Consider the following 11307-nt stretch of genomic DNA (forward strand, 5'->3'; position numbering starts at 1 on the left):
CCGACCACCGCCCCTCAACGAGGCGCTACGCGCCGCCCCTTTTTCCAATGGAGCCGTAATGCCCGAAGCCGTGATCGTCTCAGCCGCCCGCTCACCGATCGGCCGCGCCTTCAAGGGCTCGCTGAAGGACCTGCGCCCGGACGACCTGACCGCCACGATCATCGAGGCCGCGCTGGCCAAGGTGCCGGCGCTGGACCCGAAGGACATCGACGACCTGATGCTCGGCTGCGGCCTCCCCGGCGGCGAGCAGGGCCACAACCTCGCCCGCATCGTGGCCGTACAGATGGGGATGGACCACCTGCCGGGCTGCACCATCACCCGTTACTGTTCCTCCTCGCTCCAGACCAGCCGCATGGCCCTGCACGCCATCAAGGCGGGCGAGGGCGACGTGTTCATCTCGGCGGGCGTGGAGATGGTCAGCCGGAGCGTGAAGGGCTCGAGCGACGGGATGCCCGACACGCACAATCCCCTGTTCGCCGACGCCGAGGCCCGTACCGCCGAGGTCGCGCAGAGCGAGGGCGCCGACTGGCACGACCCTCGGGAAGACGGCCTCGCCCCCGACCCGTACATCGCTATGGGCCAGACTGCCGAGAACCTGGCCCGCCTGAAGGGCGTCACCCGCCAGGACATGGACGAGTTCGGCGTCCGTTCGCAGAACCTCGCCGAGGAGGCCATCAAGAACGGCTTCTGGGAGCGGGAGATCACCCCGGTCACCACCCCGGACGGCACGGTCGTCGGGAAGGACGACGGTCCTCGTGCGGGGGTCACGGTGGAGGGCGTTCAGGGGCTGAAGCCGGTCTTCCGGCCGGACGGGCTCGTGACCGCCGGCAACTGCTGCCCGCTCAACGACGGCGCCGCCGCCCTGGTCATCATGAGCGACACCAAGGCCCGTGAGCTGGGCCTGACCCCGCTCGCCCGGATCGTCTCCACGGGTGTGACGGGCCTGTCTCCCGAGATCATGGGGTACGGCCCGGTGGAGGCCAGCAAGCAGGCACTCGCCCGCGCGGGGCTGACCATCGACGACATCGACCTGGTCGAGATCAACGAGGCCTTCGCCGCCCAGGTCATCCCGAGCTACCGCGACCTGAACATCCCGCTCGACAAGCTGAACGTCAACGGCGGCGCGATCGCGGTCGGCCACCCCTTCGGCATGACCGGCGCCCGGATCACCGCCACGCTCATCAACTCCCTCCAGTTCCACGACAAGCAGTTCGGTCTGGAGACGATGTGCGTCGGCGGCGGCCAGGGCATGGCGATGGTCATCGAGCGCCTCAGCTGAAGCACGTACGGGTAGCAGCAGGTGAACCCGGCATGACCGAAGCGGCCCAGAACCCAGTTACCCCCGGGGCTCTGGGCCGTTTTGTGATCCAATCTCCCCCAGGATGTGACCTATCTCCCCTGGGGGCAGGATTCACGCAGGTCAGAGCGTTCCTCTGGGGAACTCGGGGCTGAATGTCCTGTCCTTTTCGTGACGTTACGCACTGACAGGTGGATAGTCCGCCCTTCAAGCTGATGTAGGAAGTCGGGGGTCGACTTTGAACCGGGAGTACGTCAGTGAGCGCCATCCCTCTTGCCCTACTGCTCACCGCGGCCGCCGCCCTGGCCGTGGGCGTCGCCACCCTGCGCGCCGTACTCGGGCTGCGCCGGCAGCTCGCGTCCCTGCACACGGAGCTCACCGCGAGCCGTGTGACGGGCCCGCGTGCCGTGGTGCCCGCGGCCCGCTCGGCCGCGGACACGGACGAGATACGCGCTGCCGTCACCGAGGCGCTCGCGGAGGAGCGGGAGCGGGAGCTGGCCGAGGCGCGGGCGTTCTGGGCCGCCCAGGAGGCGCGTGACGCCTCTGACGCGCCCACGCTGCTCGGCCTGCCGGACAGCGAACTGTTCCTGCCCCGGCAGTCGGACTTCGCGGGCCTGGACCACCTGGAGTCGGTGACGGAGCCCGGCGCCGAGACCGAGGAGCTCGCCGCGGACTCCCCCGAGCTGGCCGCGGCCCGCCGCCGCCACCCCTCGCACCCCGACTTCGTACCGGTCCAGTCGCCGGTCGTGAACGATCACGAGCGTACGGTCGCCTGCCTGGAGGACCTGGCGGAGTCCCGTACGGAACTGACCGACGTCCGCCCCGGTCCGCTGGGCACCCTCGACGTCTACGTCTTCGCCAACGGCACCACGCTCTGCATGACCCCCGGCCACCGCGAGACCTCCGAGCAGCTGGCCGCCGCCCTCCAGGACGGCGAGACTCCGGTCCTCCTCGGCGGCTCGGGGATTTCGGGGGCGTACGCGCTGACCTTCGCCTGCGGGGAAGAGAACGTCTACATACTCGCGGACCGGGTCATAGCGTCGCTGTAGTCGCTGTAAGGGTCTGTGAGCCCCACGAGACCCACACGCGCCGGGAGCGGATAACTACACCCCGGCGCGTTTCTGCGCCTCCTCGACGAGCCGCAACGCCTCCGCGAGCTCCTCCTCGGATCCCAGTACGACGGCCAGATCGTGCCCGGCGACCATGATCTGGTCGGCCGCGGCGAACATCCCCGCGTCGGGCATCTCCCGCAGCGGCCCCTGAGGGTCCTCGAGCCGCTGGGCACGTAGTGCCAATTCCCTTGCCAGGCCCAGCGCTTCGGCCGCCGCGCCCCTCTGGAGCCGGCTCTGCGGAGCGGCCCGCAGCCGGTCGGCGAAATGGTCCACGGCTTGGGTCAGGGGGGTGGTATCCAGCACGCCGCGAGACTACGCGCCTTAACCGGACTGTTGCCAACACGCGAACGCTCAGGCACCGTGACTTGAAGGACCGGCTTACATCCCATGCGTCCGGAGGCGCCGATGTCCCAAGTCTTCTCCGAGGAGACCCACCGCAACATGCTCGCCCGCATCCCCCATTGCACCGGTCGTGAAGTGTCCGACTGGCTGCGCACCGTCGACGAAGGCCCCGCTCTCTTCCGCTTCGAGGAGAAGGTCAGCTGGCTCCGTGCCGAGCACGACCTCGCATACGGCCACGCCAAAGCGATCATTCACGAGTACGACCTGAGGAGGGCCGCGCGCAAACTGCTTTGAGGCGCGCACCAGGGAGAACAACGACGAAGGGCCCGTGAACCGGAGGTTCACGGGCCCTTCAGCCGCTATCGCCCGGTGGTGGTCCGGACGGCACGGCCCTGCTAGTCGTCGCCGCTGAAGATGGCGACCAGGCGCAGCATCTCGATGTAGATCCACACGAGGGTCATGGTCAGGCCGAAGGCGGCCAGCCAGGACTCCTGGCGCGGAGCACCGTAGGCGACGCCGTCCTCGATCTGCTTGAAGTCGAGCGTCAGGAAGAACGCGCCCAGGACGAGCGCCAGGATGCCGACGATCGCGCCCAGCGGGCCCATGCTCCGCAGTCCGCCGTCCGGCGCGATGCCGAACACGACCAGCAACAGGTTGACCGCCATGATGAGCACGAAGCCGATGGCGATCGTCATGCCGATGCGCGCGTACCTGGCGGTCACGCGGATCCAGCCCGCTCGGTAGACGAGAAGGGTGGCGCCGGCGATCGCCATGGTGCCGAGCACCGCCTGGAAGGGCGCGCCCGACCAGCGGCTGTTGAACATCTCGCTGATCACGCCGAGGAAGACGCCCTCGAAGGCGGCGTATCCCAGGATCAGCGCGGGCGAGGCCTTGCGCTTGAACACCTGGACCAGGGCCAGCACCATCGCGATGAGCGCGGCGCCGATGGCCAGGCCCCAGCTGCTCGGCGAGACCGGCAGCAGGGCCCAGGCGAGCACCGCGCCGACGACGACCGTGCCGAGCGTCATGGCCGAACGGGCGACCACGTCGTCCATCGTCATGCGGTCGGCGGCGGGCGGGGCCTGCGGCGGGGCGCCGTGCTGGACGTCCTGCGGGGCGTAGGGGTTCTGGGCGTACGGATTCTGCGCGTACGGGTTGCCGCCCTGCGGGGCGTGCGGAGAGCCCTGTGCGTACGGGTTCCCCTGCGTACCGACAGCGGGGCCCCCGGCCTGCGGCTGGGCGTTGAAGCCCGCATAGCCGTTGTCGCGGCTGAACCCCCGTCGCGAGAAGACCGGGTTGCTGCTCCTCATTTCACTCCTCCATGGCCACCCTGCGTGGCTCTGGGCTCAAGAGTAATGGGTAGGCAAAGGAATGCCTCTAGTGCTTGGGGAGGATCTTTCCTCTGTTGTGACCGGGAACGCCAGTGTTCAATCCAGCATTCCCGGCACCGTTACAACGCCGGTACGGCCTCTTCCGGTTCCCTCGATCGTGGTGCGGCGACCGGGTCACTCCAGCGGGAAGCCCGTGTAGGACTCGGCGAGGTCCTGTTCGGCCGAGCGAGCGGCGGTGATCCGGTCGAGGCGGGCGAGCTGGATGCGGTCCTCGAAGGGGGTCGCGTCGGGCATGCGGTGCAGCAGGGTCGTCATGGCGTACGAGAAGCGCTCGGCCTGCCAGACGCGGCGCAGACAGGTCTCGGAGTAGGCGTCGAGGCGCTCGGCCGAACCCGTCTCCTCCAGGTGGACGAGCGCCCGCGCGAAGGTGACGACGTCGCCGACGGCGAGGTTCAGGCCCTTCGCTCCCGTGGGCGGCACGATGTGGGCGGCGTCCCCGGCGAGGAAGAGCCGTCCGTGGCGCATCGGCTCGTGGACGTAGGAGCGCATCGGCGTCACGGACTTCTGCGTGATCGGGCCCCGCTCGAGCTTCCAGTCGTCGGCCGTCTCGAAGCGGCGCTCCAGCTCGTCCCAGATCGCCTCGTCGCCCCACTCCTCGGCTTCCGTACCCTCGGGCACTTGGAGGTAGAGGCGGGAGACCTGTGGGGAGCGCATGCTCAGCAGGGCGAAGCCGCGGTCGTGGTGGGCGTAGACGAGTTCGTCGTGCGAGGGCGGTACGTCGGCGAGGATGCCGAGCCAGCCGAAGGGGTACGTCCGCTCGAAGACCTGCGTGAGCTCCTCGGGGATCGCCTTGCGAGCCACGCCCCAGAAGCCGTCGCAGCCGACGACGTAGTCGCACTCCAGGACGTCCTCGCGCCCTTCGTGCCGGAAGCGCACGCGCGGGCTTTCGCTGTCCGCCCCCTCCACGGCCAGCGCCTCCGCCTCGAACAACAGCGGGCCGCCCTCCTTGAGCTGGAGGGCGATGAGGTCCTTGCAGACCTCCGTCTGCGCGTACACCATCACCGACCGGCCGCCCGTGAGCCCGGGGAAGTCGACACGGTGGCGCCTCTTCGCGAACCGCAGCTCGATCCCGTCGTGCCGCAGCCCCTCGCGGTCCATGCGCTCACCGGCGCCGGCCGCGCGCAGCACGTCGACCGTGCCCTGCTCCAGGATTCCGGCCCGCTGGCGGTGCTCGACATACGCGCGGTCGCGGCTCTCCAGGACGACCGAGTCGATCCCCGCGTTGTGCAGCAGCCGCGCCAGCAGCAGTCCGGCCGGTCCGGCCCCGATGATCCCGACGGTGGTACGCATCGGCACGCCCCTTCGCGCTGTTCGTGCGGTGGTGTTAGTGTGTTGTTCGCATAGTGAAATTTATTTCACTATTCTTCTGAACGTGAGTCTCCGACGGCGTACGGCCGCTGTCAACGGGTGCGTGGTGTGAAGTCTTCAATGCACGATGCAGGGAAACGCGGGCCCGCGGGAGGGTCGGTGGTGCCCGGAGCCGGACTTGAACCGGCACGCCCGCGTAGGGGCAGCGAGGTCTAAGCTCGCCGTGTCTGCATTCCACCATCCGGGCAGGCCATTGGCTCCGCATTTTGAGGTTCCGAGCCTATCGGGGCGCATCGCCCGAACAGCGGACGGTCGGCTCGATGTTGTCTTATTTTATTGACGTCTGAGGGTGCATCAGCCCACCGTACGGGCGATCGGCACTTGCCACGAGCCCTTTCACAGGGCCCCCGCGGCACACGGGGAATGACGTGAATTCACCGCCCGAACGAGGGTCATCCGACGAACCGTCACCGATGCCCCGGCCGGGGCGCTGTCAGGGGCAGGGGTCATCCCCAGGTATGACACGGGTGCGTACGGTCCGACCGAAGTCTCCCTTCAGAACTGGAACAGCGGGTGACTACACGGCGGTGATCGGCCACGACGATGGAAGCCACGTTCCCCACCCGTCGTCGTACCGACAGGAGCACTGACCCGTGACCACCACCACTCCCTTCGCCGGACCCGCCACCGCCGTGGCCGCGCGCGCCTCGGATTTGTCGAAGGTCTACGGACAGGGCGAGACCCAGGTGGTCGCCCTGGACCGGGTCTCCGTCGACTTCCGGCAGGCCGAACTCACCGCGATCATGGGTCCTTCCGGGTCCGGCAAGTCCACGCTGATGCATTGTGTGGCGGGCCTGGACTCGTTCTCGTCCGGCTCCGTGCGGATCGGTGACACGGAGCTCGGCTCTCTCAAGGACAAGCAGCTGACGAAGCTTCGGCGGGACAAGATCGGGTTCATCTTCCAGGCGTTCAACCTGCTGCCGACGTTGACGGCTCTGGAGAACATCACCCTTCCGATGGACATCGCGGGCCGCAAGGCCGACAAGCAGTGGCTGAACTCGGTGATCGGGATGGTGGGGCTTGCCGACCGTCTCTCCCACCGGCCCACCCAACTGTCCGGCGGCCAGCAGCAGCGGGTCGCCGTGGCTCGGGCGCTCGCCTCCAAGCCGGAGATCATCTTCGGCGACGAGCCGACCGGGAACCTTGACTCGCGGTCGGGGGCGGAGGTGCTCGGGTTCCTGCGGAACTCCGTACGGGAGTTGGGGCAGACCGTGGTGATGGTCACCCATGACCCGGTGGCCGCGGCGTACGCCGACCGGGTCGTGTTCCTCGCGGACGGGCGGATCGTCGATGAGGTGTATGGGCCTACGGCGGATTCGGTGCTGGACCGGATGAAGCAGTTCGATGCCAAGGGCCGCACCAGCTGACGCTGCTGGTTGTGCGGTAGTTGGGGCTGCACCCCAAGCCCCCGGGTCGTGTCTCGGGTGCGGCCCGGTGGGGGCTGGTCGCTCCCCCACTCGCGGCTGCTCCCCCACTCTCGGCTTCGCTCGAGCGGGGGACCCCCATCGCGGCGGAGCCGCACATCGATACAGCCCCGCGCCCTTGAAGGGGCGCTCCCCTTGGCGCCCGCTGGAAAGGGCGCGCTCTGCCCGCGGTTGGCCACCGGCATACGGCCCTAGTCGCCCACCAGCCTGTTCTCCCTCCCCTCTCCTGGACTGAGAAGACACCATGTTCCGTACTGCCTTGCGCAACGTGCTCGCGCACAAAGCCAGGTTGTTGATGACCGTGCTCGCCGTGATGCTCGGCGTGGCGTTCGTGTCCGGCACCCTGGTCTTCGCCGACACCCTCTCCAACGCCTTCCGCAACCAGTCGGCGAAGAGCTACGACAACGTCGCGGTCTCCGTCACCTCGCACGCCAACCCGGACGACCCCAAGGAAGAACCCGGCCTCTCCCGTAAGACCCTCGACAAGATCTCCGCCGTGGACGGCGTCGCCGGCGTGGACGGCCGAGTCGAGGGCTTCGCCGGAGTCGCCGACCCCGACGGGAAGCTGATCGGCGTCGGCTGGTCCAACAAGGGCTCCAACTTCGCCCCCGGCAAGGACGGCAAGGACAGGGCCTACACGTTCACCGACGGCTCGGGCCCGGTGAAGGACGATCAGATCGCCCTGGACGAGGAATCCGCGACCAAGGGCGAGTACAAGGTCGGCGACCGAGTGCGGGTCGCGACCAACGGACCGGTGAAGGAGTACACCCTCAGCGGTGTGTTCACCACCGAGGACGGCGCCGTGAACGCCGGCGGCAGCCTCGTCCTCTTCGACACCGCGGTCGCCCAGAAGCAGTACCTCAAGCCGGGCTACTTCGAGAGCGTCACCGTCACCGCCGCCGGCGCGTCCGACGCGAAGATCCTGGACGCGGTCAAGCCGCTGCTGCCCGACACGGCCGTGGCCCAGACCGGCCAGGCGCTCGCGGACGAGCAGGCCAAGAACATCGAACAGGGTCTGGACTCGCTCAAGCAGATCCTGCTCGGCTTCGCGGGCATCGCGCTGTTCGTCGGGATCTTCCTGATCTCCAACACCTTCACGATGCTGGTCGCCCAGCGCACGAAGGAGATCGCCCTGATGCGCGCCGTCGGCGCATCGCGCAAGCAGATCACCCGCTCGGTGCTCGCCGAGGCCGCGGTGGTGGGACTGGTCGCCTCGGTGATCGGCTTCGCTCTGGGCATCGGTCTCGCGGTCGGTCTGCGGTCCGGAATGGCCGCGTTCGAGATGAAGGTTCCGGACGGCCCGCTGATCCTGTCCGCCACACCGGTGCTCGCCGCGATCGGTGTCGGTGTGCTGATCACGATGTTCGCCGCCTGGCTGCCCGGCCGTCGGGCCGCGAAGATCCCGCCGGTGGCTGCCATGAGCAGCGTCCACGCGGTGGCGACCACCAAATCGCTGGTGGTGCGCAACTCCATCGGTACGGCCATCACCGGCCTCGGCGCGGCCGGGATCGTGCTGGGTGCCTCGACCGGCGGCGGCGACGGCCGGACGTACATCGGGGCGGGCGCGTTCTTCGCGCTGGTCGGTGTGATCATCCTGATCCCGCTGCTGTCCCGGCCCGTGATCGCGCTCGTCCGTCCGCTGCTGGTCGGCCCGTTCGGGGTGTCCGGCAAGCTGGCCGGCCAGAACGCGGTCCGCAATCCGCGCCGTACCGGAGCCACCGCCTCCGCGCTGGCCATCGGACTGACGCTGGTGACCGGCCTTTCAGTGATCGGTATCACGGTCGGCACGGCCATCGACAAGATGACCACGGACAACATCAAGGCCGACTACATGGTCTCGATGGCGAACGGCGGGGACCTCGACCAGTCCGCGCTGGCGGCTCTGGAGAAGGCCAAGGGCGTATCCGCGGTATCACCGCAGCAGGACGCCTACTTCCAGGTCGATGACGACTACGTGTCCGCTTCGGCGGTCACACCGGGCGACATCGAGCAGGTCCTGAACGTCGACGTCGTCGCCGGCAACGTCGACTCGCTCGCGAAGGGCCAGGTCGCGGTCGCGGAGAAGACGGCCAAGAGCAAGGGCTGGAAGCCCGGCGACAGCCTCTCCGTCACCTTCGCCGACGAGAAGAAGGCCACACTGACGGTCGGCGCCGTCTACAAGGACAGCGAGTTCCTCTCCCCCGTGCTCATCGACACCAAGATCGTGAACCCGCACGAGGTGAAGCCGTACATCCCGCAGATCTTCGTGAAGGTCGACGGCGGCCAGACCTCTGCGAACGAGAAGGTCCTCATCGACGCGCTGGGCGACAACCCCGCGATGACGGTCATGGACAAGCAGGACATCCGCAACGAGTTCGGCGGCGCCATCAACACGATGCTGAACATCATGTACGGCCTACTGGCGATGGCCCTGATCATCGCGGTGCTGGGCGTGGTCAACACCCTCGCGATGTCGGTCTTCGAACGGCAGCAGGAGATCGGCATGCTGCGGGCGATCGGTCTCGACCGGCGCCGGGTGAAGCGGATGGTCCGGCTGGAGGCCGTGGTCATCTCGGTGTTCGGCGCGGTGGTCGGCATCGGTCTCGGCTCGTTCCTCGGCTGGGCGATCGGCGAGACCATCGCGGAGGCGATCCCGGGCTACGCGCTGGTCGTGCCCTGGGACCGGATCGGGATCTTCCTGGTGCTGGCCGGTCTGGTGGGCGTCCTGGCCGCGCTGTGGCCGGCCCGCAACGCCGCGAGGCTGAACATGCTGAACGCGATCAAGACGGAATAGCCGTACGCGCGCAAGGGCCCCGTTCCCGGGAGGGAACGGGGCCCTCGGCGTGTCAGCCCCAGGTACGCGCCCGCAGCGGCATCCCGGACGCGCCTGATCCGGGGGTTCGCACGGCGAGGACCTGGTTCACACCGATGCGGTTGCGTTCGAAGGCGACGGCGGAGGCGGCCATGTAGAGGCGCCAGACGCGGGCGCGGCCGGGGCTCGTGAGGCGGACCGCGAGCGGCCAGTCGGCCTCCAGGTTGGCGACCCAGTGGCGCAGGGTGAGCGCGTAGTGCTCGCGGATCGACTCGACGTCCCGCACCTCGAACCCGGCGCTCTCGAGCTGCGTGACGGTGCTGCCGATGGGCGCGAGCTCGCCGTCCGGGAAGACGTACGCGTCGATGAACTCGTCCACCTCGTACGCCGATTCGTCGCGCCGCGGACGACGTCCGATCTGGTGGTTCAGGAGCCGACCGCCCGGCTTGAGCAGGGCGAACAGGGTGCGCGCGTACTCCAGATACCGTTCGCTGCCGACGTGTTCGGCCATGCCTACGGAGGAGATCGCGTCGTACGGACCGTCCGCGACGTCACGGTAGTCCTGGACGCGGATCTCGACGCGGTCGGTGAGCCCTTCGTCGGCGACGCGCTTACGGGCGTACGCGGCCTGCTCGTGCGACAGCGTGACGCCGACGACGCTCACGCCGTGCTCGCGAGCGGCGTGGATGGCCATCGAGCCCCAGCCGCAGCCGACGTCGAGCAGCCGGCCGCCCGGCTTCAAGTCCAGCTTGCGGGCGATGAGTTCGAGCTTGTCGCGCTGGGCGTCCTCGAGGGTGGCGTCCGGGGTGGGCCAGTACGCGCACGAGTAGACCATGGACGGTCCGAGGACGATCTCGTAGAAGTCGTTGCCGACGTCGTAGTGGTGGCTGATGGCTCGTCTGTCGGTGCGCTTGGTGTGCAGATGGGAGCGGCGGCGCACTTCCTCCGGGGGCGGGGCGGGCGGCAGCGGGGGCCACGCCATCCTCACGAGCCCGCGTACGGCGGCCCGTGCCTCGGGATCGCGGAGCGTCTCGCCGAGGCCCTTGGCGTCCTCGCCGCGCTCCCACACGTGCCCCGAGATCAGGTCGAGGGCGGTGTAGAGATCGCCGTCCACGGTCAGATCGCCGGCGACCCAGGCCCGGGCGAGCCCCAACTCTCCCGGCTTCCACAGCAGTCGGCGCAGGGCACGGCGATTGCGTACGACGAGGGCGGGGGCACCCGGCGGACCCGCTTCCGAACCGTCCCAGGCGCGCAGACGCACCGGGAGCGGGGCCCCCAGCAGCTGTTCGAGGAGAGTCTTGAGCCGCAGTGCGGCGTCCTGCATGGCGCACACCTCCGTGATGATGGATCCCGAAAGTCCGACACCACGTAAACACTGCGGCGGGCTTTGCGCAGTCCCGCAAAAGCATTACATCTGCGCAAAATAGGTGGGCCGCCCCCGCCGCCCTTACCCGTCCCATACCAAGGGGCTCCGCCCCTGGACCCCGCTGAGGGCTACGCCCCCAGACCCCCTTCGGGGCTCCGCCCCGGACCCCGATTCGGGGGCCAGCCCCCGGGCCCCCGGTCCTCAAACTCCCCCAGC

The 11307-nt window shown here is 68.9% G+C and carries 9 protein-coding genes and 1 tRNA gene; 5 read left to right on the forward strand and 5 right to left on the reverse strand.

Going from position 1 to position 11307, the window contains the following annotated elements; genetic code table 11:
* Nucleotides 1-58: 58 nt before the first annotated feature.
* Both G6048_RS30510 and G6048_RS30515 read left to right on the forward strand, forming a co-directional pair.
* Entirely contained in the window at nucleotides 59-1279 is a 1221-nt protein-coding gene (locus tag G6048_RS30510; RefSeq protein WP_165342834.1) for an acetyl-CoA C-acetyltransferase, read from the forward strand.
* 284 nt (nucleotides 1280-1563) lie between these two features.
* A complete protein-coding gene (locus tag G6048_RS30515; RefSeq protein ID WP_165342842.1) occupies nucleotides 1564-2346 on the forward strand; it encodes a hypothetical protein in 783 nt (260 codons plus the stop codon).
* 54 nt (nucleotides 2347-2400) lie between these two features.
* Here G6048_RS30515 and G6048_RS30520 read toward each other — a convergent pair whose 3' ends face one another.
* Nucleotides 2401-2712 carry a hypothetical protein gene (locus G6048_RS30520; protein ID WP_328827414.1) on the reverse strand — a complete coding sequence of 104 codons (312 nt, stop codon included), beginning with the start codon at nucleotides 2710-2712 and terminating at the stop codon, nucleotides 2401-2403.
* A gap of 102 nt (nucleotides 2713-2814) precedes the next feature.
* Between G6048_RS30520 and G6048_RS30525 the strand changes: the two genes are divergently transcribed.
* Nucleotides 2815-3045: a DUF4287 domain-containing protein gene (locus tag G6048_RS30525; RefSeq protein WP_165342835.1), complete on the forward strand. Its 231-nt coding sequence runs from the start codon at nucleotides 2815-2817 to the stop codon at nucleotides 3043-3045.
* A 101-nt stretch (nucleotides 3046-3146) separates the two neighbouring features.
* Here the strand turns inward: G6048_RS30525 and G6048_RS30530 are convergent, their stop codons facing one another.
* The 3 genes from G6048_RS30530 to G6048_RS30540 form a co-directional block, all read right to left on the reverse strand.
* Nucleotides 3147-4061 carry a Bax inhibitor-1/YccA family protein gene (locus G6048_RS30530; protein ID WP_165342836.1) on the reverse strand — a complete coding sequence of 305 codons (915 nt, stop codon included), beginning with the start codon at nucleotides 4059-4061 and terminating at the stop codon, nucleotides 3147-3149.
* A 195-nt stretch (nucleotides 4062-4256) separates the two neighbouring features.
* A complete protein-coding gene (locus G6048_RS30535) occupies nucleotides 4257-5432 on the reverse strand; it encodes a 4-hydroxybenzoate 3-monooxygenase (RefSeq protein WP_165342837.1) in 1176 nt (391 codons plus the stop codon).
* Between the two features lie 178 nt (nucleotides 5433-5610).
* Nucleotides 5611-5697 (reverse strand) — tRNA-Leu (locus G6048_RS30540).
* 406 nt (nucleotides 5698-6103) lie between these two features.
* Between G6048_RS30540 and G6048_RS30545 the strand changes: the two genes are divergently transcribed.
* On the forward strand, nucleotides 6104-6877 hold the full coding sequence (locus G6048_RS30545; protein WP_165342838.1) for an ABC transporter ATP-binding protein: 774 nt from the start codon (nucleotides 6104-6106) through the stop codon (nucleotides 6875-6877).
* Nucleotides 6878-7178: 301 nt separating this feature from the next.
* Nucleotides 7179-9707 (forward strand): ABC transporter permease, encoded by a 2529-nt coding sequence (locus tag G6048_RS30550; protein ID WP_165342839.1) that lies wholly within the window; start codon nucleotides 7179-7181, stop codon nucleotides 9705-9707.
* Between the two features lie 52 nt (nucleotides 9708-9759).
* On the opposite strand, the gene G6048_RS30555 is transcribed toward G6048_RS30550, so the two are convergent.
* Nucleotides 9760-11049: an SAM-dependent methyltransferase gene (locus G6048_RS30555; protein WP_165342840.1), complete on the reverse strand. Its 1290-nt coding sequence runs from the start codon at nucleotides 11047-11049 to the stop codon at nucleotides 9760-9762.
* Nucleotides 11050-11307 lie beyond the last annotated feature (258 nt).

Origin of the sequence: Streptomyces ureilyticus (genome assembly GCF_011045025.1) — a bacterium.
GTDB classification, from domain to species: Bacteria; Actinomycetota; Actinomycetes; order Streptomycetales; family Streptomycetaceae; genus Streptomyces; species Streptomyces ureilyticus.